The sequence below is a fragment of the Cupriavidus sp. GA3-3 genome, from assembly GCF_000389805.1.
In the GTDB taxonomy this organism is placed as follows: Bacteria; Pseudomonadota; Gammaproteobacteria; order Burkholderiales; family Burkholderiaceae; genus Cupriavidus; species Cupriavidus necator_D.
In genome coordinates this window covers 253,720-276,997 of the sequence record NZ_KB944503.1, presented here as the reverse complement: position 1 = coordinate 276,997, position 23,278 = coordinate 253,720, and the positions used below count along the sequence as shown (strand labels likewise).

Below are 23,278 nucleotides of genomic sequence, written 5' to 3'. Positions count from 1 at the left end.
CGCCGGACTGGTCGCAACGGATCAGCGCAGCACTGCCGTACCTGACAAAAAACAGAGGAGACGCTGTGGATACAACCCTGCAGGCGGGAACAAAGATCAGGACGTTCGAGGATGCGACCTATCGCAAGGTGAGCTGGAGGCTGGTGCCATTCCTGATGGTCTGCTTCCTGATCGCTTATCTCGATCGCGTCAACGTAGGTTTTGCCAAGCTCCAGATGTCGCAGCAACTGGGCTTCAGCGAAACCGTCTACGGGCTGGGCGCCGGGATTTTCTTTATCGGCTACTTCCTGTTCGAGGTGCCGAGCAACCTGGCATTGCACAAGTTCGGCGCCAAGGTGTGGATCGGCCGGATCATGATCACGTGGGGGATACTCTCTGCGTGCTTTGCGTTCGTGCAGACGCCAACCCAGTTCTACACGCTGCGCTTCCTGCTGGGCCTGGCCGAAGCCGGCTTCACGCCAGGCATCGTGTACTACCTGTCGTGCTGGTACCCGTCGCACCGGCGTGCCAAGATCATGGCCATCTACTGCATGGGCTCGCCGCTGTCCGGCATCATCGGCAACCCGCTGTCCGGCTTCCTGATGGGCAGCATGGCCGGCGTGTCTGGCCTGGGCGGCTGGCAATGGATGTTCGTCATCGAGGCGGTGCCGGCGGTGCTGCTGGGGTGCTTCTGCTTCTATTACCTGGACAACTCCATTGCCAAGGCCAAATGGCTGACCAGCGCGGAGAAGCAGGTCCTTGAACTGGCCAAGTCGGAAGACGTCAAGGCGGTGGACCCGCAGGCACGCGTCGGCAAGGTGTTTACCGATCCGCGCGTCTGGCTGATCAGCCTGATCTGCTTCTGCTATGTCACTGGCCAGTACGGCATCACGCTCTGGCTGCCCACGTTCATCAGGTCGACCGGTGTCAGCGACCCGCTCCATATCGGCATGCTGAGCGCGATACCGTATATGGCGGCCATTGTCTCGATGTACTTCTTCGGCCGCAGCGCCGACAAGCACCGCGAGCGGCGCTGGCATTTGATCATCCCGTGCATGATGGGCGCGATCGGTTTCCTGGCGTTGCCCTGGGTCATGCACAACACCGCGCTGTCCCTGGTGTTCCTGTCGATCGCCGCAGCCGGCATCCTGACCTGCACGCCGCTGTTCTGGTCCCTGCCAACGGCTTTCCTCAGCGGCGCGGCGTTGGCCACGGCCATCGCCATGAGCAACTCGATCGGCAACCTTGCCGGCTTTACCAGCGGCTACATGATCGGCTACCTGCGCGACGTGACCCAGAGCGGCAACAGTGCTTACTACATGATTGCCGGGATGCTGATGCTGGGTGCGTTCTGCATCTGGACAATACCTGCCCGCCTGGTCAACCGATAGCGAGACAAGGCGGGGTGCGGCACCGTGCCGCTGCCCCGCCTGCCCATCATCTCGCAAACACTTCGCGCCCTTGCCGGCGCATGGAAGGCTCTCATGACAAACTCGTACCAACCGGTGCCAGACGGCCCCGGCCATCACGCGCCGTTCAGCGTGGTGGAAGCCACCGTTGCCAGCGCGCATGCCGCGATGCGCGACGGCAGGCTGACGGCGCGCCAACTGGCCAGCGCCTGCCTCGCGCGCATCTCGGCCTATGACCAGGACGGTCCCGCCCTGCGCAGCATCCTGCAGCGCAACCCGCAGGCGCTGGAAGAGGCCGGCCGCATCGACGCCGTGGCGGGCCGCAACCCCACACGGCCGCTGGCGCCGCTGCATGGCATCCCGGTGCTGGTCAAGGACAACATCGAATGCGGCGGCATGGAAACCACCGCCGGCGCCGCCTGCCTGCGCGGCAACCTGTCCGCCGACGATGCCTTCGTCATCCGCCGGCTGCGCGAGGCGGGTGCCATCGTCCTGGCCAAGACCAACCTGCACGAGCTTGCCTCCGGCGGCGAGACCGTCAGCACCTTGTCCGGCCAGACCCTCAATCCCTATGACCTGACCCGCACGCCCGGCGGTTCCAGCGGCGGCACCGGCGCCGGCATCGCAGCCAGCTTCGGCCTGCTCGGCATCGGCACCGACGGGGTCAATTCCATCCGCTCGCCGGCCTCGGCCAACAACCTGGTCGGCCTGCGTCCGACCATGGGCCTGGTCAGCCGGGCCGGGCTGGTCCCTTGCGGGCTGACGCAGGACACCATCGGCCCGATCACCCGTACCGTCGCCGATACGGCGCTGCTGCTCGATGTCATCGCCGGCCATGACCCGGCCGACCCGGTCACCAGCCAGGGCGCGCCCCACATCCCGGCGAGCTATGCCGCCAGCCTCGACCGCGACGGACTCAGGGGGGCGCGCATCGGCGTGTTGCGCCATTTCTTCGGCGACCAGGATGTGCATCGTCCCGTCAACGCCGTGATGCAGGCAGCGCTGGCCACCATCGCTGCACAAGGCGCCGAGCTGATCGCGATTGAAGACGCCATCAGCCCGGACGAGCTGCTCGCGTCCACGCTTGTGCACCACTACGAGATGGAGCGCGATCTCGATGCCTACCTGGCGGGGCTGCCCCCCGGCGTCCCGGTGCGATCGATGCAGGACATCATCGCTGCCGGTTCTGTCCATCCAAGCGTGGCGGGCACCCTTACCACCGCGGCAGCGCTGAGCGAGCGGGAAGGGGAGTACCGCGAACGCCTGCAGCGCCAGCAGGCATTGCGCCAGCGGCTGCAGGACCTGATGGCGCGGCATCGGCTTGACGCGCTGGCATTTCCGCACCAGCGGCGCCTGGTGGCGCCGGTCGGCGAGACCCAGGCGGAGCGCAATGGCGTGCTCGCGTCGGCCACCGGCTTTCCGGCCATCGTGATTCCGGCCGGATTCTCGGCGCCGGACGGCAATGCCCCCCAAGGCGTACCGGTCGGGCTGGAGTTCTTTGGCCTGCCTTTCACCGAACCCGTGCTGATACGGCTGGCCTATGCGGCCGAGCAGGCCTTGCGCGCGCGCCGGCCGCCGCATTCGACGCCGGCGCTGGAATAGGCGCGCGCCGGAACGACGTTTTATCGCTGCTCTACAAACGCCCGCCGGACACGGCGGCGACAAGGTCGCGGACATAGCGCGACAACCTCGAAACGAGGAGGAGACAAAGATGGGCGCAGAAACAGTAGTTCAATCGCCGAATTCCCCACAGCAGCATGAGCTCGACCGGGCCATGGATGGCATCGGGGTGACGGCATCGCACAAGAAGATCATCCTCATGATCATGCTCGGGGTGATGTTCGATGTCTTCGAACAGAACGCCGTCGGCCTGATCGGCCCCATGCTGCGCGAGCAGTGGGGCATCTCGGTGGCGGAGATCGGCTTTCTCAATACGCTGACCTTCAGTGCCGCCGCGCTGGGACGCATCGGCTCCGGCTATATCGCGGACCGCTACGGCAGGCGCACGATGCTGAGCGCCAACCTGCTGCTGTTCACGCTGGGCGCCATCATCTGCGCGCTGGCACCGAACTATGGCGTGCTGGCGGCGGGACGCTTTATCGTCGGTATCGGCCTGGGCGGGGAGATCTCGATCGCCGTGACCATGCTGGCCGAGCTGTGCTCGACGCGCTTCCGCGGTACCGCGGTAGGCCTGGTCAGCGTAGGTAGCGGTGGCCTGGGCAATATGCTGGCGCCGGCCTTCGGCCTGGCGGTCTTCGCCATGTTCCCGGGTCCGGACAGCTGGCGCTGGCTCTTTGCCTGCCTGGTGCTGCCCGCATTCTTCGTCGTGTTCTACCGGCGCTTTATTCCGGAGACGCCGCGCTTCCTGCTGTCCAAGGGGCGCGTGGACGAGGCCAACCGGGTGCTGTCGGTGCTGGCATCCGGCCGCCTGGGCAAGCTCGACGGCGAGCCGACGCCCTATATCAAGGCCGCGATCCAGGACGACGCGCCGCGCACCAGGGTGCGCCTGAGCGATATCTTCAAGGGCCGCCTGGGACGGCGCACGATCGCGCTGGGGATTGCGGTGTCCATGACGTACGGCGCGCAGATCTCGGTGCTGACGCTGATGCCGACCATCCTGATGTCGCAGGGCTACACCATCTCCAAGAGCTTTCTCTTCACCATGGTGATGCAGAGCGGCAGCCTGTTCGGGGCGCTCGCGGCCTCATACTGCGGCTATCACTTTCCGCGCAAGCGGGTGCTGACGACAGGCGCGGGGCTGGCCTGCGCGGCCGGGTTGTGCTTCGGCTTCCTGACGTATAACGTGGGCCTGGTGCTGCTGTTTGGCGCGTGCTTCACGTTCTGCGTGGTGTTGCTGAACACGTCAATCTGGATCTTCGCGCCGGAGCAGTATCCCACCCACGTGCGCGCATTCGGCACCTCGCTGATCCTGGCGCTGGGCACCCTGGCCGGGGCGCTGACGCCGCTGATCAGCGGGCGCGTGTTCGAAACCTACGGCGTTGGCGGCATGTTCAGCATGCTCGCGGCGATGTACGCAGTGTTTGCGCTGGCCGTGCAGTTCGCGCCGGAAACCTTCGGCCGCGCCATGGGCGAGACCGCCGCCGACGACGAAGCCGTGCCTGCCGTCAGTGGCACCGCGGCCAGCGCTAGCGGTTCCTGAGACCGGCCCGCTCCCGGCAGCGTGCTGCGCGCGCTTGCGGGGAGCGGGATACCGGGCGATATTCATCCCTCATTCAAGGAAATACCCAAGGCATGACATCTTCCAATATCGATCGGGTCGCGCAGGCCCTGCTCAGCGCGCGTAGCGAACAGGGCTGCGCCGATGCAGAGCAATTCGCCACCGTGCCTGAGAATGCGGAACAGGCCTACGCCGTGCAGTCGGCCGTGGCCCGCGCGCTTGGCTGGCAAGCGACAGGCGCCGGCTACTGGAAATCCGGCGGCGCCTCGCGCGAGGCGGTGCTGACGCATGCCGAACTGCCGCTTGCAGGGGTCTGGACCAGCCCCGCGCATGCCGGCGACTGGCCTTTCACATGGCGCGGCATCGAGGCAGAGATTGCGTTGCGGCTGGGGCAGGGCGTTGACGCCGCGCAGGCTGCCGCCCTCGACTACGCCGGCGCGGCCGGGCTGATCGATGCGATGGCGGTGTCGATTGAAGTCGTCGATTCGCGCTGGCGGCAGTACCTCGCCGCGCCCGCGCTGCTGAAGCTGGCCGACCTGCAGTCCCACGGCGCACTGGTGCTTGGCCAGTGGCGTGACTATGCGGCGCGGGACTGGGCGGCACAGCATTGCCGGGTGCGGATCGGCACGCAAACCATCGAGCGCCGCGGCACCCACGCGCTGGGCGATCCGGCCTTTGGACTGGCCGCCTGGCTGCGCCACGCCACGCGCGACGGGCGACGCGTAGAGGCCGGCACGGTCGTCACCACCGGCACCTGGGTCGGCATCCTGGACGCATCGGCAGGCGACCTGGTGACCGCGGAGTTCGATGGCATCGGCGAGGCCTCGGTCCAGCTCTGAGGACGGCGTTGCCCTTGACGGGGCGTCAGCTGCGCAAGCCGACGCCCTGCATGATGATCCGCAGCACCCACGCGGCCACGCCCAGTGCCGCCACGCTGGCGGCCCAGATCAGCACCAGCCAGCCGATGCGCCGCAGCCAGGTGCCGGCCCCCGGGCGCTGTGTATCCATATCCATCAGTGGTAGCCCTCGCCGTGGCGCACCTTGCCGCGGAACACGTAGTACGCCCACACCGTGTACATCAGGATGAAGGGGATGATGAACAGCGCCCCAACCAGCGCAAAGCCCTGGCTTTGCGGCGGCGCGGCGGCGTCCCAGATCGAGATTCCCGGCGGGATGATATTGGGCCAGACGCTGATCGCCAGCCCGCTGTAACCCAGGAACACCAGCCCCAGCGCGTACATGAACGGCGAGATATCCGGCTCATGCCGCAGCGCGCGCATCAGCATGAACATGCACAGCGCCACCAGGATCGGCACCGGCGAGAACCAGAACAGGTTGGGCAGGCTGAACCAGCGCTCGGCAATCTCGGGATGCGTCAGCGGCGTCCACAGGCTGATCACCGCGATCACCGCCAGCAGCAGCCACGCCAGCGAGCCGGTCAGCCTGATCATGCGCTGTTGCAAGGCGCCCTCGGTCTTCATGATCAGCCAGGTGCTGCCCAGCACCGTGTAGGCCACCATCAGCCCCACGCCGCAGAACAGCGGGAAGGGCGTGAGCCAGTCCAGCGGCCCGCCGGCAAAGCGGTGGCCCTCCAGCTTGATGCCGTCGATATAGGCGCCCAGCGCCACGCCCTGGAAGAAACTGGCCGTGCCCGAGCCCAGGATGAAGGCGGCGTCCCACACCGGGCGCTCGCGGTCGTTGGCCTTGAAGCGGAACTCGAACGCCACGCCGCGGAAGATCAGGCCCAGCAGCATCAGCATCAGCGGCAGGTAGAGCGCGCTCAGCACCACTGAATACGCCAGCGGGAACGCCGCCAGCAGTCCGGCGCCGCCCAGCACCAGCCAGGTCTCGTTGCCGTCCCAGACCGGTGCCACCGTGTTCATCATCACGTCGCGGTCATGCCGGTCCGGCACGAACGGATAGAGCATGCCGATGCCCAGGTCGAAGCCGTCCATCACCACGTACATCATCACGCCGAAGAAGATGATGAAGATCCAGAGAAGCGAGAGGTCGATGCCCATGGTGTCAGCTCCGGGTGCGTGCAGTGGTGGCGGGGGCGAGCGCTTCGTCGTCATCCACGGCCGACAATGGCCGTGCCGGCGTATGCCCGCGTCCGGGGCCGCCTTCCGGCTTGGCTTCTTCCAGCGCCGGACCCTTGCGCACCAGCCGCATCATGTAGGCGATGCCGACGCCGAACACGAAGAGGTAGGCCACCACGAAGATCGCCAGCGTCGTTGCCAGTTCGGGCACGCCGTGCGGCGACACCGCGTCGGCGGTGCGCTGCAGCCCGTAGACTACCCACGGCTGGCGTCCGACCTCGGTGGTGAACCAGCCGGCCAGGATGGCGATCAGGCCGGTGGGCCCCATCCACAACGCCATATGCAGGAAGCCGCGCGAGCGGTACATGCGCTCGCCCCGGCGCAGCAGCAGGCTCCACACGCCCAACAGGATCATCAGCAGCCCCAGCCCCACCATCACGCGGAACGACCAGAACAGAATGGTGGAATTGGGCCGGTCCTGCGGCGCGAACTCCTTCAGGCCCTTGATCTGTCCGTCCCAGGAATGGGTCAGGATCAGGCTGCCCAGGCGCGGCACCTCGACCGCGAAGCGCGTCTCTTCGCGCGCCATGTCGGGCCAGCCGAACAGCAGCAGCGGCAGGCCTTCATTGCCTTTGTTCTCCCAGTGGCCTTCCAGCGCGGCGATCTTGGCGGGCTGGTGCTTGAGCGTGTTCAGGCCGTGCATGTCGCCGATCACGGCCTGGATCGGCGCGACGATCAGCAGCATCCACATCGCCATCGACAGCATCTTGCGGATGGCGGGGTTGTCGCGCCCGCGCAGCAGGTGCCAGGCGGCGGACGCGCCGACGAACAGCGCGGTGGCCAGGAATGCCGCCACGCTCATATGCACCAGGCGGTAGGGGAACGACGGGTTGAAGATGACTTCGAACCAGTTGGTCGGCACTACGCGGCCGTTGATGATCTCGAAGCCCGCCGGCGTCTGCATCCAGCTGTTGGAGGCCAGGATCCAGGTGGCGGAGATCAGCGTGCCGAGCGCCACCATCACCGTGGCAAAGAAATGCAGCCCCGGCCCGACGCGGTTCCAGCCGAACAGCATCACGCCCAGGAAGCCCGCTTCCAGGAAGAAGGCGGTCAGCACCTCATAGGTCAGCAGCGGCCCGGTGATGCTGCCCGCGAACTCCGAGAAGAAGCTCCAGTTGGTGCCGAACTGATAGGCCATCACCAGCCCGGACACCACCCCCATGCCGAAGTTGACGGCAAAGATCTTGGACCAGAAGTGGTAGAGGTCGCGGTAATGCGTGCGCTGCGTGCGCAGCCAGCAGCCTTCCAGCACCGCCAGGTAGGCGGCCAGGCCGATGGTGATCGCCGGGAAAATAATGTGGAAGGAAATCGTGAACGCAAACTGCGTGCGGGCGAGGTCTAGCGCGGTCAAACCAAACATTGTTGTTCTCCGTGGCGCTGGCCTGGCGCACGCCTGGGACGGGCACGGCGCTGCCGTCTGGCAGGCCGGGGCTGGTCGGCAGGGCGCGCCGGGGCACGGGCCGTAGGCGCGTGCGGTAAGAGTAGTGTACGCCGCGCGCGCAGCAAAGGGCACCGTTGCTGCCGGTGGCGTACGGGTGACATATCGCCGCACCCCGTGCCGCCGGCGCCGCTTCACGCGGCCCGTTGCCCTTGTATCGATGGCGACCATGCTAACGGAGCCGAAATGAACCGAACAGCATCACCTCATTGAAAAAATACCGTATCAGTTTTGCGCGGCGCAGCAGAGGCAGCCGCTGACAAGCAAGGCAAAGAAGTGCATAGTCATGCGCTTCCCAGAAGCCTTTGAACATCGCGTCCGCCACTGCCTGACGCGGCCCCGCTTGCCATGGATTCCACCTTGCTGATTGTGATCGCCGGCGCCGCCGTGGCCGGCTTTGTCCAGGGGCTGTCGGGCTTTGCCTTCGGCATGGTGGCGATGTCGTTCTGGGCCTGGGCGATCGAGCCGCAGCTGGCGTCGGCCATGACCGTGTTCGGCGCGCTTACCGGCCAGCTGCTGGCGGCGGTGTCGGTGCGGCGCGGGCTGTCGTGGCGGAGGCTGTGGCCGTTCGTGGCCGGCGGCGTGGCCGGCATCCCCCTGGGCGTGGCGATCCTGCCGATGCTCGACGCACAGTGGTTCAAGGTCGTGCTCGGCGGCTTCCTGACCCTGTGGTGCCCGGTGATGCTGATGGTGCGCAAGCTGCCCCATATCGGCGTGGGCGGGCGCGTGGCCGATGGCGTTGCCGGTGCGGCCGGCGGCGTGATGGGCGGCATCGGTGGTTTTACCGGCGTGATCCCCACGCTGTGGTGCACGCTGCGCGGCTTCGACAAGGACGAGCAGCGCGCGGTGATCCAGAACTTCAACCTCGCCACGCTGGCCATGACCATGGCCGCGTATGTGGGCAAGGGCATCGTCACGCGCGAGATGCTGCCGATGTTCCTGGTGGTGGCGCCCGCGATGCTGGTGCCAACGCTGCTGGGCACGCGGCTCTATCTGGGGATCAGCGAGGCCACCTTCCGCAAGGTCGTGCTGACGTTGCTGACTGTATCCGGCGTGGCGCTGCTGGCCACGTCGGTGCCGGTGTTGATGGCGCGTGCGGGCTAGACGGCCCTGACCTGCGCCGCAGCCTCGCGCAGGCATTCCAACAGCTGGTCGGTGCCGAGCGACGGCGCCCGTTCGCGCAGCGTGATGATGCCGACCGGGGGCAGGTCTACCGGCACGGCCATCTTCAGCACGTGTAGCTGGCCTTCCTCCTGCAACGACAGCGCCACCGACTCAGCCATGAAACCGGCCGCGCCGCGCTGGCCGACGAAGGTGGCCTGCGCCAGGTAGGACGAGGTCTCGATGACATCCTGCGGCGGGTGCAGGCCGTGGCGATAGAAGGCCTGCTCGATCTTCACGCGCAGCGAGGCCCACGGCGGCGGCAGCACGCAGGGCATCGCCGCCAGGTCGGCCCAGCTGGGGCGGGCCTTGCGCGCGAGCTTGTGGCCGCGCCGGACCACGACCACCATCGGCTCTTCATAGAGGGCTTCGGTCAGCAGGTCCGGCGCAGCATAGCCCGGCTCCAGCCGGCCCACGATCAGGTCCAGCTCGCGCAGCCGCAGCTTGGGCAGCAGGTGGGTCAGGTCGCCTTCCTCCACCAGCACGGTGGCGCGCGCGTGGCGGTCCTTGAGCGCGCCCACGGCCTGCGCCAGCAGCACCGGCAGCGCCGCCCCCATCGAGCCTGCGCGGATACGGCCGGAAGCGCCGCTCTGCACCGCTGCGATCTCGTCGCGGGTCTGCTCGTACTGGGCCAGCACCGAGCGCGCGAAGCGCACCAGCGATTCGCCGGCGGGGGTAGGCTCGGTGCCGCGGGTGGAGCGCGTGAACAGCGACAGACCCAGCATCTTTTCGACTTCGGTCAGCACCTTGGATACCGCCGGCTGGCTTACGGACAGGAACTCCGCGGTGCGGCCGAGGTGGCGGAACTCATCCAGCGCCACCAGCAGTTGCAGGTGGCGCAGCTTGATATTGGAGCGCAGCGCGCGATCGATCTGGACCATGCCCGCCAGTCTATCTAACCTTAAGGTTATGAAGCAATGCCGTTCTTTGATTGGATTGTTATATTGAGGCGCGACAGAATGCGGGCATGACGAGGCTGGCTGCGCCGGTCCCGCCGATAATGAAAACATCGGAGACACCCGCAAATGACTCAAGGCTTCCCCATCGATTCCAAGCGCCGCCGCCTGCTCATCGGAGCCGCCGCGGGCGCTGCCGCGGGCGCCGCCGGCGTGCTGCTGCCTGCCGCGCGGGCGCTGGCCGCCGAGTATCCCGAGCGTCCCATCACCTTTATCTGCCCATGGCCGGTCGGCGGCACCGCTGACCAGTCGATGCGCGCGCTGTGCCAGGTGGCGAGCGGCATCCTCAAGCAGTCGATCGTGGTCGAGAACCGCGCCGGCGCCTCCGGCATGATCGGCACCAAGGCCCTGGCGCGCGCCAATCCGGACGGCTACACCATCGGCCAGATCCCGATCTCGGTGACGCGCTTCGCGCAGCTCGGCATGCTGCCGCTGGACCCGCGCAGCGAGCTGACCTACCTGGCGCGCACCTCGGGCCAGACCTTCGGCATCGCCGTGCCGGCCGGCTCGCGCTACAAGACGCTGCAGGACGTGGTGGCCGCCGCCAAGGCCAGCCCCGGCAAGATCACCTATGCGCACGCCGGCATCGGCGGCGCCACCCACGTCGGCATGGAGCAGTTCGCGCTGGCCGCGGGCATTCAGCTCAACGCGATCGCCTACAAGGGTGGCGCCGCCGCGCTGCAGGACGTGCTGGCCGGGCAGGTGGACCTGCTGGCCGATTCCAGCTCGTGGGCGCCGCACGTGGAAGCCGGCAAGCTGCGCCTGCTGGCCACCTGGGGCGAACAGCGCGCGACCCGCTTCAAGGACACGCCGACGCTCAAGGAGCTGGGCTACAACGTGGTGGTGGAAGCGCCCAACGGCATCGGCGCCCCCAAGGGCCTGCCGCCCGCCGTGGAAAAGAAGCTGCGCGACGCCTTCCGCGCCGCGGTGGCCAGCAACGAGTTCAAGCAGGTGGCGGCGCGCCTGGATGCGCCCGTGATGTACCTGGACGGCCCTGACTACAAGAAGTACGTGGCCAGCGTCTATGACCAGGAAACCCAGCTGATCCAGCGCCTCAAGCTGAAAGAACTGCTGCAGCAAGGCTGATTGCCGTCCAAGTCCAAGTGAATCCCAATCCCGTCATCCGCCTGCACGCCAACGACAACGTGCTGGTCGCCCGCAGCGACCTCAGCCTTGGCCAGCAGTTGGCCGATCCCGCCGTGCGCGTGCGCGCACAGGTGCCGGCCGGCCACAAGATCGCTGCCTGTGCCATCACGGCCGGCGCGCCGGTGCGCAAATTCGACACCGTCATCGGCGTGGCCGCGCGCGATATCGCCCAGGGCGACCACGTGCATTCGCACAACCTGACCCTGGTCGATTTCTACCGCGACCCGGCGTTCTGCCAGGACGTGCGGCCGGTGGACTATGTGCCCGAGGCCCGGCGCGCCACCTTCAACGGCTTTGTGCGCCCGGACGGGCGCGTGGGTACGCGCAATTTCATCGGCATCCTGTCGTCGGTCAATTGCTCGTCCACCGTGATCCGCCAGATCGCCGCGCATTTCACAGCGGAGCGGCTGGCAGCGTATCCGAATGTCGATGGCGTGGTCGCCTTCGCGCAGACCAGCGGCTGCGGCATGTCATCGCCGAGCGAGCACTTCGACGTGCTGCGCCGCACGCTGGCCGGTTATGCACGCCATCCCAACCTGGCCGGCGTGCTGATCGTCGGCCTGGGCTGCGAGCGCAACCAGGTGGCCTCACTGGTGGAATCGCAGGGGCTTGAGCCCGGCCCCGCGGTGCACACGCTGGTAATGCAGGATAGCGGCGGCACGCGCGCCACCATTGTCGCAGGCATCCGCGCGATCGAATCGATGCTGCCCGCGGCCAATGCCACGGTGCGCCAGCCGGTATCGGCCAGCCACCTGAAGATCGGGCTGGAATGCGGCGGCTCGGACGGTTTTTCCGGCATCAGCGCCAACCCGGCGCTGGGCGCGGCGATGGATATCCTGGTGCGCCATGGCGGCACCGCCATCCTGTCCGAGACCCCGGAAATCCACGGTGTTGAGTTCATGCTCACGCGCCGCGCGGTGACGCCCGAGGTCGGCCAGAAGCTGCTGGACCGCCTGGCCTGGTGGGAGCGCTACACCGCCGGCCACAACGCCCAGTTCAATGGCGTGGTCGGCCACGGCAACCAGCAGGGCGGCCTGGCCAATATCTTCGAGAAATCGCTGGGCTCGGCCATGAAGGGCGGCACCACGCCGCTGCAGGCGGTGTACGAATACGCCGAGCCGATCGACCAGGCCGGCTTTGTGTTCATGGACTCGCCCGGCTATGACCCGGTGGCCGTCACCGGCCAGATCGCCAGCGGCGCCAACCTGATCTGCTTTACTACTGGCCGCGGTTCGATGTTCGGCTCCAAGCCCGCGCCGACGATCAAGCTCGCATCCAACTCGGCGATGTACCACCGCCTGGAAGAAGACATGGACATCAACTGCGGGCTGGTGCTCGACGGCGAACTGACCGTGCTGGAGATGGGCCAGCGGATCTTCGAACATATCCTGCGCGCGGCCTCGGGCGAGCCGACCAAGAGCGAAGTGCTGGGCCTGGGCGACAACGAGTTCGTGCCCTGGCACCTCGGCATCGTCAGCTGAGCCGCCTTCCGCCAATCTCTCTTCCTCTACCTTATGCTGACGCTTTCCGAGCAAGCGCTGCTGCGCAGCCAGAACCTGATTGACGACCGGTGGCGCGATGCCCGCCTTGGCGCCCGCCTGCAGGTCGCCGACCCGGCCACCGGCGAGACCTTTGCCAACGTGCCAGACAGCGATGCCGGCGATGCCAGCCTTGCCGTCGATGCCGCCGCAGCCGCCTTCCCGGCATGGAGCCGCCGGCCCGCGCGCGAACGCGCCCAGTTACTCAAGCGCTGGCATGCGCTGATCCTCACACACCAGGAAGACCTGGCGCGCATCATCTCGACGGAGCAGGGCAAGCCCCTCAAAGAGGCACGCGGCGAGGTACAGTACGGCGCGTCCTATGTCGAGTGGTTTGCCGAAGAGGCCACCCGCATCTGCGGCGATATCGTCGCCGAAGCCGTGCCTGGCCGCAAACTGCTGGTGCTGAAGGAGCCGGTGGGCGTGGTCGCGGCAATCACGCCGTGGAACTTCCCGCTGGCGATGATTGCCCGCAAGATCGCCCCCGCGCTGGCCGCCGGTTGCACGGTGGTGGCCAAGCCCGCCGAGGACACCCCGCTGACCGCGCTGGCGCTGGTATGGCTGGCGCAGCAGGCCGGCATGCCCGCGGGCGTGCTCAACATCGTCACCGCATCGCGCGAGCACACGCCGGGCGTGGTCGATGCCTGGCTGGCCGACAGCCGCGTGCGCAAGATCACCTTTACCGGTTCCACGCCCGTGGGCAAGCACCTCGCGCGCGAATCGGCGGCCACGCTGAAGAAGCTGTCGCTGGAGCTGGGCGGCAACGCGCCCTTCATCGTCTTCGAGGACGCCGATCTCGATGCCGCCGTCGATGGCCTGATGGCGTCCAAGTTCCGCAACGGCGGCCAGACCTGCGTGTGCCCGAACCGGGTCTATGTGCACGACACCGTGCACGACGCCTTTGTCGAGCGCCTGGCACAGCGCGTTGGCGCGCTCCATGTCGGCCCCGCCACGGAAGAGGCCGCGCAGATCGGTCCCATGATCAATGCCCGCGCCGTCGACAAGATCGCACGCCATGTGGAAGACGCCGTCGCCCGGGGCGCGCGCGTGGTCACCGGCGGCAAGCGCGTGCGCACCGCCGACGGCCCGCACTACTACGCACCGACGGTGCTGGCCGATGCGGCCCCCGCGATGGAGCTGTCGTGCGAAGAGACCTTCGGCCCGGTCGCGCCGATCTTTCGTTTCCGCGATGAAGCCGAGGTGATCCGCGACGCCAACGACACCCCGTTCGGCCTCGCTGCTTACTTCTACTCCAGCGACATCCGCCGCATCTGGCGCGTGGCGCAGGCGCTGGAGACCGGCATGGTCGGCATCAACGAGGGCGCGATCGCGGCCGAGGCGGCGCCGTTCGGCGGCGTCAAGGAATCCGGCTACGGGCGCGAAGGCTCGCGCCACGGGCTGGACGACTACATGCATACCAAGTACCTTTGCCAGGGTCAGCTCGGCTGAAGCGCCGGGCCCATCGATCATCGAACCGGAACACACCATGCCCGCAAACAATCCCTTCAAGACTGCGCTGGCCGCCCGCCAGGCGCAGATCGGCCTGTGGCTGTCGATGGCAACGCCATACCTGGCCGAAGTGTCCGCCACCGCAGGCTTTGACTGGCTGCTGATCGACGGCGAACACGCCCCCAACGACCTGCGCTCGACGCTGCACGCGCTGCAGGCGGTGGCGCCATACCCGGTCCAGCCCGTGGTGCGTGCCGTCGCCGGTGAAGTGCCGCTGATCAAGCAGTTGCTCGACATCGGCGCGCGCAGCCTGCTCGTGCCGATGGTGGATACCGCGGAACAGGCGCGCATGGTGGTCAGCGCTACGCGCTACCCCCCGCAAGGCATCCGCGGCGTGGGCAGCGCCATTGCGCGCGCCTCGCAGTGGAGCGCCCGCACCGACTACCTCGATGTGGCCGACGATGAAGTCTGCCTGCTGGTGCAGGCCGAAACCGTCACCGCATTGCAGAACCTGGAAGCAATCTGCGCGGTGGATGGTATCGACGGCGTCTTTATCGGCCCGGCCGACCTGGCTGCGTCGATGGGCCACCGCGGCCGCCCCGGTCACCCGGAGGTGCAGGCCGCCATCGAAGGCGCGATGCGCACCATCATTGCCAGCGGCAAGGCCGCCGGCACGCTGACGTCGGACCCGGCACTGGCACGCCGCTACCTCGACCTGGGCTGCACCTTCGTGGCCACGGGGGTGGACGTGATGCTGTACGCCAACGCCGCGCGCAAGCTTGCCGCTTCGTTCCGTGCGCAGCCGACGGACGCCCCCGCAGACAAGCCCTCCGCCGCGTACTGAACCGAATTTCCTTCGCCTTACACACATGCCAGCCGATCTCCCGACTCCAGACACTACCTTGCGTGCGATGCAGGCCATCGTCGGCGCCAACGCCTGCCGCAGCGGCGATGCCGACACGCAGGCCTACGTCACCGACTACCGCGGCATCTACCGCGGCCAGGCCCAGGTAGTGGTGCTGCCGTCATCGACGGAGGAGGTCAGCCAGGTGCTGCAGTGGTGCCACGCCCGGCGCGTGCCGGTAGTGCCGCAGGGCGGCAATACCTCGCTGATGGGCGGCGCCGTGCCGGACGACAGCGGCACCGCCGTGGTCGTCAACCTCAGCCGCATGAATCGCGTGCTGGACCTCGACACCATCAACGACACCATGACCGTGCAGTCCGGCGTCACGCTGAGCGCGGCGCGCAGCGCCGCCGAGGCCGGGCAACGCCTGTTCCCGCTGCGCATCGGCTCCGAAGGCTCATGCCAGATCGGCGGCAACCTGTCGACCAATGCCGGCGGCACCGCGGTGCTGCGCTACGGCAATATGCGCGACCTCGTGCTCGGCATCGAGGTGGTGCTGCCCGATGGCCGCATCTACTCATCGCTGCGCGGCCTGCGCAAGGACAACACCGGCTACGACCTCAAGCAGCTGTTCGTCGGCGCGGAAGGTACGCTCGGCATCATCACCGGCGCCGTGCTCAAGCTGATGCCGCAGCCGCGCAGCAGCGCCGTGGCCTTTGTCGCCGTACAGGACCCCGCCGCGGCGGTAGCTTTGCTCGGCGAAGCCAAGCGCCTGTCCGGCCAGGCCGTGACCGCGTTCGAGCTGATCTCGCGGCCCGCGCTGGAACTGGTGCTTGAATATCTTGGCAACGTGGCTTCGCCGCTGCAGGACAAGCACGAGTGGATGGTGCTGATCGAACTCACCTCCGGGACCGATGCGGAAAGCCTCAACGCCACGCTGATGGAAATCCTCGAATCCGGCTTCAGCCAGGGCCTGGTGCAGGACGCCGCAGTGGCCGCCAGCCTGTCCGATGCCCAGACTTTCTGGCGCATCCGCGAAGAGATCTCCGACGCCCAGACCCGCACCGGCGGCAGCATCAAGTGCGATGTCTCGGTGCCGCTGTCGCGCATCGCTGCGTTTGTCGAGGAAGCCTCGGCCAGGGTGCTGGAGCTGGTGCCGGACGCGCGCATGGTGATCTACGGCCATATGGGCGACGGCAATGTGCACTTCAACCCGCTGCGACCCAGGGATCAGCCAGGAAAAGAGTTCCTGGCGCAGTGGTATGAGCGGGTCTCGGCACTGGTCGACGGCATGGCCCATGCGGAAAACGGCTCGATCTCGGCCGAGCACGGCATCGGCGTGGCCAAGCGCGACGACCTGACGCGCTACAAGTCCCAGGTGGAACTGGAGCTGATGTGGCAGGTGAAGCAGGCGCTTGATCCGTTGAACCTGCTGAATCCGGGCAAGGTGCTGCCGGCGCCGGCCCGATAGCTCACCGCTATTCCACACCACGGAACGCGGGCAGGGCGCGCGTAGCAGGAATCGCCCATCTGGGCTAAGGTGTCAGCTATCCAGAACGCGCGGAGCCGGGGCATTGCCGCACCGGCCAACGCGCACAGCACGGCCGGCCCACCGGCCCAGATACCGATGAGCGCCCAATCCCCCGACATCGCCCTCGCAGCCGCCCCCATCTCCCTCGAAAAGCCCGAGCTCGACTACCCCTGTGGCGACGCGCCCGAACCCGGCCGTGCCCGCGAGGTAGCGCCCGGTGTGCTGTGGCTGCGCATGCCGATGCCACTGGGCCTGAACCACATCAACCTGTGGGCCATCCGCGACGGCAGCGGCTGGGCCGCCGTCGACGCCGGGTTGCAGACCCCGGAAACCGCCCAGGCCTGGCGCGCGCTGTTCGCCGCAAGCGGCCCGCTCGCGGGCGGCCTGACGCGCCTGTTCGTGACCCATATGCACCCCGACCACATCGGCATGGCCGGGTGGCTGACCGGCAAGTTCGACTGCCAGCTGTGGATGACGCGGCTGGAATACCTGATGTGCCGCGTGCTGGCGGCGGATACGGGGCGAGCGGCGCCCGATGACGCGATCGAGTTCTATCGCAAAGCCGGCTGGGACGACGAAGCGATCGAGGTGTACCGCACCCGCTTCGGCGGCTTCGGCAAATATGTCCACGCCTTGCCCGAGAGCTTCCACCGCCTGTCCGATGCCGACACCGTGCGCATCGGCGCGCACGACTGGCAGGTCATCGTCGGCACCGGCCATTCGCCCGAACATGCCTGCCTGTACTGCCCGGCGCTGAAGCTGTTGGTGTCAGGCGACCAGGTGCTGCCGCGCATTTCCTCCAACGTATCGGTGTTCCCGACCGAGCCCGATGCCGATCCGATGCAGGACTGGCTGGCCTCGCTGGACAAGGTGCGCGCTGCCGTGCCGGACGATGTGCTGGTGCTGCCGGCGCATAACGAACCGTTCCGTGGGCTGCATGCGCGGATTGACTATCTGCGGGCGAGCCAGATGCAGGCGCTGGACCGCTTGCGTGGCGCGTTGGGGACGCCGAAGCGGGCGGTGGATGTGTTTGGTGAGTTGTTCTCGCGCCCCATCACCGGAAGCGGCGGGCTGTTGGGGATGGCTACCGGCGAGAGCATTGCGCACCTGAACTACCTGCTGGAGCGAGGCGAGGCGGTGCGTGAGACCGGTCCCGATGGCTGCCACTGGTACCGCATGAGGTAATCCCCAGGCGGCGGGGACTGCCGCGTCGCCTTGACTTCCACTCGTACGATATATATCGTAAGATATGTTTTACGACATATCGGAGGTAGTCATGCGCCATCATTCTCACCCATTTGGCTTCTCAGGCCACGGCCGTCACCTGCTGATGCGCCTTTTGCCTCACTTTGAGCGCCACTTCGCCCACCACGCCATTGGTCGCCACGGCGGCGGCTTCTGGGGCGGCGGGCATGACAACGGCTTCGGCCCGGGCGGCCCCGATGGTCCCGGCAGCTTCGATGGCGAAGGCTGGCGCCGGGGCCGCAAGTTCAGCGCCGATGACCTGCAGTTGCTGCTGCTCGCCATGCTCGAAGAGAAGCCGAGCCACGGTTACGAATTGATCAAGGCGATCGAGACCCGTACCAACGGCTTCTACAAGCCCAGTCCCGGCGTGGTCTATCCGGCCCTGACTTACCTGGAAGAAGTCGGCTACGCCACCGTCGATACGGAAGGCAACAAGAAGCGCTACCAGCTGTCCGAGACCGGCAAGGCCCACCTGGCCGCCAACCGCGAGCGGGTCGAGGTGATGATTGCCAAGCTGCGCCACGTGGCGCGCAAGGTTGAGTGGATGCGGCGCGCCATGAGCGGTGAGCCGCAGCCCGAGCCGGAGCAGGGCGGCTGGCTGCCCGAGCTGATGCAAGCCCGCGCCGCGATCAAGCGTGCCATTGCGCTGCGCAGCGATGCGGGCGCCGACGAGCAGCGCCGCATCGCGGAGATCCTGCTGCGCGCGGCGGCCGAGATCGAAGCGGTGCGCAAGGCCTGACATGTGGCACTGACGCTGGCTGCGGCCATCGGCAACCTGACCCGGCAGGTGCCGGGTTCTATCCCAAGGAATTCCAATATGAGTGAGAACAATCAAGCCTCCGCACGCGACCTGACTGTGCAGCGCGTGCGCCATCCGCTCAAGATGCGCCTGCTGCAAGTGGTGCGCACCACGCAAGTGTCACCGCAGTTGCTGCGTGTCACGCTCGGCGGCGCTGATCTGCAGGACTTTGTCTCGGCGTCGTTCGACGACCACGTCAAGGTCTTCTTCCCGGTGGACGGCGCTGACAAGCCGGTGCTGCCGCAGGTCACCGCTGATGGCATCACCCTCCCCGAAGGCCAGCCGCGGCCGGCCGCGCGCGACTACACGCCGCGCCGCTACGATGGGGCGAAGCAGGAACTGGATATCGAGTTCGTGCTGCATGGCGATGGTCCCGCGTCGATCTGGGCGGCGCAGGCGCAGCCGGGCCGGTACCTTGGCGTGGGCGGGCCGCGCGGCTCGTTCGTGGTGCCCGCGGCGTTCGACTGGCACCTGCTGATCGGCGACGATACCGCGCTGCCGGCGATCGCCCGGCGCCTGGAAGAGCTCGGGGCCGATACGCGCGCCATCGTGGTGGTGGAAGTGGGCAATGCCGCGTCGCAGATTCCGCTGCCGACGCAGGCGCAATGCGATGTGCACTGGCTGCATCGTGGCGATGCGCTGGAAGGCAGCCTGCTGGAAGGGGCGCTACGCAAGCTCACGCTGCCGCGCGGCGAGGGTTATGTGTGGGCCGCTGGTGAAGCCGCGGCGATGAAAGCGGTGCGCCAGTACCTGGTCGGCGAACGCGGTGTCGACAAGCGCCGTATCCGCGCGTCGGCGTACTGGAAGCGTGGCGCTTCGGCGGTGCATGAGACGCTGGACGACTGAAGCGGGCGGGGTGCCGGTAAGATAGTGCGACCGCCATCCGCCAGGGAGACCCTGCCGTGCAGCCTTCGCCCACCTTTCGCCGCTTCACGATCAGCCGGCGCTTCGCGCTGGCCTGCGCCTGCGCAGCGTTGCTGGCGGCCTGTGCGCCGGACTCCGTGCGCAATATCCAGGCCAAGGGCTTCAATGCCTATCTCGATTCGCTGCAGACCGCTTGCCCCAACATGGTGGTTGGCTCCAGCAATATCAGCGACTGGCTGCGCACCAGTGGCAGCAGGGGCGACGACAACTACGTCTACTGGCTGGACCAGACCTCGCGGCTCTACTACCAGCGCATCTCGCCAACGCAGTATCGGGATTCGGTCAGCGCGGCGCTTGGCGGCAAGTCAGATTCGCGCGCGCTGGACTGCATCGTGCGCAACCTGCCGCCGGACCGGCCGACGCGTCCGCCGGGCGGCAAGCTGCTTTGATCTTTCGCGCGGCCTCACGTGACCGTTGTGCATTCGCCGCATCCCCGCTAACATGAGTCTCCGGCAGCCGAGACAACGGCTGCCGACGTCGCTCGGACGGTTCCGGGCGCTTACGTAAAGGACTTCCTCCATGACTGCCGCTTCTGGCAAGCGCCGCTTTGCGCGCATCGATCGCCTTCCCCCGTACGTTTTCAATATCACCGCCGAGCTGAAGATGGCCGCCCGCCGCCGTGGCGAGGACATCATCGACATGAGCATGGGCAACCCCGATGGCGCCACGCCGGCGCATATCGTGGCCAAGCTCACGGAAGCGGCGCAACGGCCCGATACGCACGGCTATTCGGCCTCCAAGGGCATCCCGCGGCTGCGCCGCGCGATCGCGCACTGGTACCGCGAACGCTATGACGTGGAGATTGACCCGGATACCGAGGCCATCGTCACCATCGGGTCCAAGGAAGGCCTGGCGCACTTGATGCTGGCCACGCTGGACCGCGGCGACACGGTGCTGGTGCCCGATCCCAGCTACCCCATCCATATCTACGGCGCGGTCATTGCCGGCGCGGATATCCGCTCGGTGCCGCTGGTGCCGGGCATCGATTTCTTTGCCGAGCTGGAGCGCGCCATCCGCGGCAGCTATCCCAAGCCGAAGATGATCGTGCTGGGCTTTCCGTCCAACCCCACCGCGCAATGCGTGGAGCTGGACTTCTTCGAGCGCGTCATTGCGCTGGCACGCAAGCACGATATCTTCGTGGTGCACGACCTGGCCTATGCCGACATCGTGTTCGATGGCTGGAAGGCGCCGTCGATCATGCAGGTGCCGGGCGCCAAGGACATCGCGGTGGAGTTCTTCACGCTGTCCAAGAGCTACAACATGGCGGGCTGGCGCGTGGGCTTCATGGTGGGCAACCCGGACCTGGTGGCGGCGCTGACGCGCATCAAGAGCTATCACGACTACGGCACCTTCACGCCGCTGCAGATCGCGGCCATTGCCGCGCTGGAGGGCGACCAGCGATGCGTCAGCGAGATCGCCGCGCAGTACCAGTCGCGCCGTGACGTGCTGGCGCGCGGGCTGATCGAAGCGGGCTGGCCGGTGGAGATCCCGAAGGCGTCGATGTATATCTGGGCGCGGATTCCCGAGCCGTACCGCGCGCTGGGCTCGCTGGAATTCTCCAAGCAGCTGCTGGCCAAGGCCAAGGTATCGGTCTCGCCGGGCATCGGCTTTGGCGACTATGGCGACGAGTATGTGCGCTTTGCCCTGATCGAGAACGAATCGCGCATCCGGCAGGCGGTGCGGGGCATCAAGGCGATGTTCCGGGCCGACGGGCTGGTCAAGCCGGCATCAACCGCGCAGGCATGAACCAGCGCTGCGCTCAGTAGCGGCGCAGCGCCTCCAGGTCGAGCACATGCACCGCGCCGTGCTCGACCGCCAGCAAGCCTTCACCCTCCAGCACCCCTAGTGCCGCGTTGGCGCGCTGGCGCGAGATGCCGGCCAGCAGGCCGACTTCTTCCTGCGTCAGGTGCAGGCTCACGTTCTCGCTGTCCAGCGGACACAGCACTGGATGGAACAGCGTAGCCAGCGCCCGCGCCACGCGTCCTTCGATGCCGTGCAGCCGCTCATGCTCCACGGTAGCGATAAACAAGCCCAGCCGTTCATTGAGCTGGTCGAGCAGATAGCGGTTGAAGGGCAGGCTGGTCTCCTGCAGCCAGCGGAAGGTCGCCGCCGGCATGCAGGCGATGCGTGAATCGCGCAGGGCCACCACGTCATAGCGCAGCGCTTCGCGCTTGAGCAGGGAGCCTTCGCCGAGCCAGCCCCCGGCCGGTACACCGGTCAGGGTGGCGCGCTTGCCTGAGGGCGAGGCGCAATGCACCTTGACCAGGCCCTGTGCGATGCCAAGCCAGCTGTCGGCAAGGTCGCCCTTGCGGCTGACATAAGCGCCTTGCGGCACCGCACGTTCACGCAACTCGGCGCGCACGCGCTGGCGTTGCTCCGGGGTCAGTGCTGCCGCCCAGGGGCTGCGCGCCAGCAGCGCGTCGAGGCTCACGGTGCCGCATCCGCTCAGGCGGGCAGGGGCAGCGGCTGTTCGCCCGGTGCCCACCACGGCCGGAACAGCGCCTGCACGGCGACGTCATCGACGGCTTCATAGCTGGCGATGCGCCAGTGCGGCGTGTTGTCCTTGTCGACGATCAGCGCGCGCACGCCTTCGATGAAATCCCCCTGCGAAAATGTGTTGACCACCACCGCCAGCTCCATGCGGAAGCAGTCGGCCAGGTCCATGCGGCGGCCGCGCAGCAGCAGCTCGCGCGTGGCGCAGGCGGACAGCGGCGAGCGGGTGCGCAGCACGTCGATGGTGCGGGTGGCCCAGGCAGAGTAAGCCGGGTCGTCCTGGCAGGCCAGTCCGGCCAGGATCTCGGTCAGCGTTGCATGTGCGGGGAAATGCCGCAGCAAGGCCGGCAGCACTTGCAGCAGCGGTGCGTCGGCGGCGCTGGCGACGTGCTCGCGCACCAGCGCATGGCGCAGGTCTGACAGCGTGTCATCGCCCCAGGCGATGCCGGCGAGGGTCTGCTCCAGGCCGGCCAGCGTGGCGCTGTCGACCGCGGCGTCGGCCAGCCCGCACAGCAGGGCATCGGCAGCGCCGATGGTGACCCCGGTCAGTCCCAGGTACAGGGCCAGCTGCACCGGCAGCTTCGACAGGAAATGGCTGGCGCCCACGTCCGGCACCAGGCCGATGCCGGTTTCGGGCATGGCCACGCGCGAGCGTTCGGTGACGATGCGCAGGTGCGCGGCCTGCGCCAGGCCCATGCCGCCGCCCATGACAATGCCGTCCATCAGCGCCACCAGCGGCTTGGGGTAGCGGTGCAGGCGGTAGTCCAGCGTGTATTCGTCGATGAAGAAACGCTGGTGCAGCGGGGTGCCGTCGCGGTAGCTGTCGGTCAGCGCGCGGATGTCGCCGCCGGCGCAGAAGGCCTTGGGGCCGGCGCCGCGCAGCACCACTGCGCGGACGGCGTCATCCCGCGCCCAAGCTTCCATCTGCGCACCAAGCGCGACGATCATCGGGTACGACAGGGCATTGAGCTGGCGCGGCCGGTTCAGCGTGGCAATGCCGACACCGTTGACGACCTGGAACAGCACCTCCGGCTCGGCGGCATCCAGGTTGGCGGCCTTGGTCTCTTCAGTCAGGCGCATGGCGGGCTC

At 67.4% G+C, this 23,278-nt stretch carries 21 protein-coding genes; 15 read left to right on the top strand and 6 right to left on the bottom strand.

What is annotated here, in order from left to right:
• Positions 1-65: 65 nt before the first annotated feature.
• From C265_RS27940 to C265_RS27925, 4 genes are all read left to right on the top strand, one after another.
• Positions 66-1,370, top strand: coding sequence for an MFS transporter (locus tag C265_RS27940; RefSeq protein ID WP_010814097.1), 1,305 nt, complete (start codon positions 66-68; stop codon positions 1,368-1,370).
• A gap of 93 nt (positions 1,371-1,463) precedes the next feature.
• The gene (locus C265_RS27935) at positions 1,464-2,990 is read left to right on the top strand and encodes an amidase family protein (protein ID WP_010814098.1); all 1,527 of its coding nucleotides are present in this window, start codon (positions 1,464-1,466) and stop codon (positions 2,988-2,990) included.
• Between the two features lie 109 nt (positions 2,991-3,099).
• On the top strand, positions 3,100-4,548 hold the full coding sequence (locus C265_RS27930) for an MFS transporter (RefSeq protein WP_037025473.1): 1,449 nt from the start codon (positions 3,100-3,102) through the stop codon (positions 4,546-4,548).
• A 92-nt stretch (positions 4,549-4,640) separates the two neighbouring features.
• On the top strand, positions 4,641-5,405 hold the full coding sequence (locus tag C265_RS27925) for a fumarylacetoacetate hydrolase family protein (protein WP_010814100.1): 765 nt from the start codon (positions 4,641-4,643) through the stop codon (positions 5,403-5,405).
• 25 nt (positions 5,406-5,430) lie between these two features.
• Here C265_RS27925 and C265_RS31895 read toward each other — a convergent pair whose 3' ends face one another.
• Genes C265_RS31895 through C265_RS27915 form a run of 3 tightly spaced genes read right to left on the bottom strand, consistent with a single transcriptional unit; the run spans position 5,431 to position 8,025 of the window.
• A complete protein-coding gene (locus tag C265_RS31895; protein WP_010814101.1) occupies positions 5,431-5,580 on the bottom strand; it encodes a DUF2474 domain-containing protein in 150 nt (49 codons plus the stop codon).
• Positions 5,580-6,587 (bottom strand): cytochrome d ubiquinol oxidase subunit II, encoded by a 1,008-nt coding sequence (gene cydB, locus C265_RS27920; RefSeq protein WP_010814102.1) that lies wholly within the window; start codon positions 6,585-6,587, stop codon positions 5,580-5,582. Before cydB ends, C265_RS31895 begins: the two co-directional genes overlap by 1 nt.
• 4 nt (positions 6,588-6,591) lie before the next feature.
• Entirely contained in the window at positions 6,592-8,025 is a 1,434-nt protein-coding gene (locus C265_RS27915) for a cytochrome ubiquinol oxidase subunit I (RefSeq protein WP_010814103.1), read from the bottom strand.
• Positions 8,026-8,451: 426 nt separating this feature from the next.
• Between C265_RS27915 and C265_RS27910 the strand changes: the two genes are divergently transcribed.
• Positions 8,452-9,207 (top strand): sulfite exporter TauE/SafE family protein, encoded by a 756-nt coding sequence (locus C265_RS27910; RefSeq protein ID WP_035816236.1) that lies wholly within the window; start codon positions 8,452-8,454, stop codon positions 9,205-9,207.
• Here C265_RS27910 and C265_RS27905 read toward each other — a convergent pair.
• Positions 9,204-10,145 (bottom strand): LysR substrate-binding domain-containing protein, encoded by a 942-nt coding sequence (locus C265_RS27905; RefSeq protein ID WP_010814105.1) that lies wholly within the window; start codon positions 10,143-10,145, stop codon positions 9,204-9,206. The two genes, C265_RS27910 and C265_RS27905, sit on opposite strands and share 4 nt — an antisense overlap.
• Before the next feature lie 144 nt (positions 10,146-10,289).
• On the opposite strand from C265_RS27905, the gene C265_RS27900 reads away from it, so the two are divergent.
• The 10 genes from C265_RS27900 to alaC all read left to right on the top strand — a co-directional run bounded on the left by C265_RS27900 (position 10,290) and on the right by alaC (position 21,442).
• Complete coding sequence (locus C265_RS27900) at positions 10,290-11,306, top strand: tripartite tricarboxylate transporter substrate binding protein (protein WP_010814106.1); 1,017 nt, start codon at positions 10,290-10,292, stop codon at positions 11,304-11,306.
• A gap of 17 nt (positions 11,307-11,323) precedes the next feature.
• On the top strand, positions 11,324-12,847 hold the full coding sequence (locus tag C265_RS27895; protein WP_010814107.1) for a UxaA family hydrolase: 1,524 nt from the start codon (positions 11,324-11,326) through the stop codon (positions 12,845-12,847).
• A gap of 33 nt (positions 12,848-12,880) precedes the next feature.
• On the top strand, positions 12,881-14,353 hold the full coding sequence (locus C265_RS27890; RefSeq protein WP_010814108.1) for an NAD-dependent succinate-semialdehyde dehydrogenase: 1,473 nt from the start codon (positions 12,881-12,883) through the stop codon (positions 14,351-14,353).
• Between the two features lie 37 nt (positions 14,354-14,390).
• Positions 14,391-15,197 (top strand): 4-hydroxy-2-oxoheptanedioate aldolase, encoded by an 807-nt coding sequence (hpaI, locus tag C265_RS27885; protein ID WP_010814109.1) that lies wholly within the window; start codon positions 14,391-14,393, stop codon positions 15,195-15,197.
• 25 nt (positions 15,198-15,222) lie between these two features.
• On the top strand, positions 15,223-16,668 hold the full coding sequence (locus C265_RS27880; protein ID WP_037025469.1) for an FAD-binding oxidoreductase: 1,446 nt from the start codon (positions 15,223-15,225) through the stop codon (positions 16,666-16,668).
• 156 nt (positions 16,669-16,824) lie between these two features.
• Complete coding sequence (locus C265_RS27875; RefSeq protein ID WP_010814111.1) at positions 16,825-17,913, top strand: MBL fold metallo-hydrolase; 1,089 nt, start codon at positions 16,825-16,827, stop codon at positions 17,911-17,913.
• 91 nt (positions 17,914-18,004) lie between these two features.
• Positions 18,005-18,712, top strand: a complete 708-nt coding sequence (locus C265_RS27870; protein ID WP_037025466.1) for a PadR family transcriptional regulator — start codon at positions 18,005-18,007, stop codon at positions 18,710-18,712.
• Positions 18,713-18,790: 78 nt separating this feature from the next.
• On the top strand, positions 18,791-19,618 hold the full coding sequence (locus C265_RS27865) for a siderophore-interacting protein (protein ID WP_010814113.1): 828 nt from the start codon (positions 18,791-18,793) through the stop codon (positions 19,616-19,618).
• A 56-nt stretch (positions 19,619-19,674) separates the two neighbouring features.
• Entirely contained in the window at positions 19,675-20,085 is a 411-nt protein-coding gene (locus C265_RS27860; protein ID WP_010814114.1) for a hypothetical protein, read from the top strand.
• Between the two features lie 130 nt (positions 20,086-20,215).
• Positions 20,216-21,442, top strand: coding sequence for an alanine transaminase (alaC, locus tag C265_RS27855; protein WP_010814115.1), 1,227 nt, complete (start codon positions 20,216-20,218; stop codon positions 21,440-21,442).
• A gap of 13 nt (positions 21,443-21,455) precedes the next feature.
• Here the strand turns inward: alaC and C265_RS27850 are convergent, their stop codons facing one another.
• On the bottom strand, positions 21,456-22,127 hold the full coding sequence (locus tag C265_RS27850; protein WP_010814116.1) for a Crp/Fnr family transcriptional regulator: 672 nt from the start codon (positions 22,125-22,127) through the stop codon (positions 21,456-21,458).
• 14 nt (positions 22,128-22,141) lie between these two features.
• Positions 22,142-23,269 carry an enoyl-CoA hydratase/isomerase family protein gene (locus tag C265_RS27845; protein ID WP_010814117.1) on the bottom strand — a complete coding sequence of 376 codons (1,128 nt, stop codon included), beginning with the start codon at positions 23,267-23,269 and terminating at the stop codon, positions 22,142-22,144.
• Positions 23,270-23,278 lie beyond the last annotated feature (9 nt).

Excerpts from the sequence above, each read along its gene's own strand:
- C265_RS27935 (WP_010814098.1), top strand. The coding sequence starts at position 1,464 with ATGACAAACTCGTACCAACCGGTGCCAGACGGCCCCGGCCATCACGCG.
- C265_RS27845 (WP_010814117.1), bottom strand. The coding sequence starts at position 23,269 with ATGCGCCTGACTGAAGAGACCAAGGCCGCCAACCTGGATGCCGCCGAG.
- C265_RS31895 (WP_010814101.1), bottom strand. The coding sequence starts at position 5,580 with ATGGATATGGATACACAGCGCCCGGGGGCCGGCACCTGGCTGCGGCGC.
- C265_RS27910 (WP_035816236.1), top strand. The coding sequence starts at position 8,452 with ATGGATTCCACCTTGCTGATTGTGATCGCCGGCGCCGCCGTGGCCGGC.
- C265_RS27915 (WP_010814103.1), bottom strand. The coding sequence starts at position 8,025 with ATGTTTGGTTTGACCGCGCTAGACCTCGCCCGCACGCAGTTTGCGTTC.
- C265_RS27900 (WP_010814106.1), top strand. The coding sequence starts at position 10,290 with ATGACTCAAGGCTTCCCCATCGATTCCAAGCGCCGCCGCCTGCTCATC.
- C265_RS27875 (WP_010814111.1), top strand. The coding sequence starts at position 16,825 with ATGAGCGCCCAATCCCCCGACATCGCCCTCGCAGCCGCCCCCATCTCC.
- C265_RS27890 (WP_010814108.1), top strand. The coding sequence starts at position 12,881 with ATGCTGACGCTTTCCGAGCAAGCGCTGCTGCGCAGCCAGAACCTGATT.
- C265_RS27925 (WP_010814100.1), top strand. The coding sequence starts at position 4,641 with ATGACATCTTCCAATATCGATCGGGTCGCGCAGGCCCTGCTCAGCGCG.
- alaC (WP_010814115.1), top strand. The coding sequence starts at position 20,216 with ATGACTGCCGCTTCTGGCAAGCGCCGCTTTGCGCGCATCGATCGCCTT.
- C265_RS27930 (WP_037025473.1), top strand. The coding sequence starts at position 3,100 with ATGGGCGCAGAAACAGTAGTTCAATCGCCGAATTCCCCACAGCAGCAT.
- C265_RS27865 (WP_010814113.1), top strand. The coding sequence starts at position 18,791 with ATGAGTGAGAACAATCAAGCCTCCGCACGCGACCTGACTGTGCAGCGC.
- C265_RS27905 (WP_010814105.1), bottom strand. The coding sequence starts at position 10,145 with ATGGTCCAGATCGATCGCGCGCTGCGCTCCAATATCAAGCTGCGCCAC.
- C265_RS27880 (WP_037025469.1), top strand. The coding sequence starts at position 15,223 with ATGCCAGCCGATCTCCCGACTCCAGACACTACCTTGCGTGCGATGCAG.
- hpaI (WP_010814109.1), top strand. The coding sequence starts at position 14,391 with ATGCCCGCAAACAATCCCTTCAAGACTGCGCTGGCCGCCCGCCAGGCG.
- C265_RS27870 (WP_037025466.1), top strand. The coding sequence starts at position 18,005 with ATGCGCCATCATTCTCACCCATTTGGCTTCTCAGGCCACGGCCGTCAC.
- cydB (WP_010814102.1), bottom strand. The coding sequence starts at position 6,587 with ATGGGCATCGACCTCTCGCTTCTCTGGATCTTCATCATCTTCTTCGGC.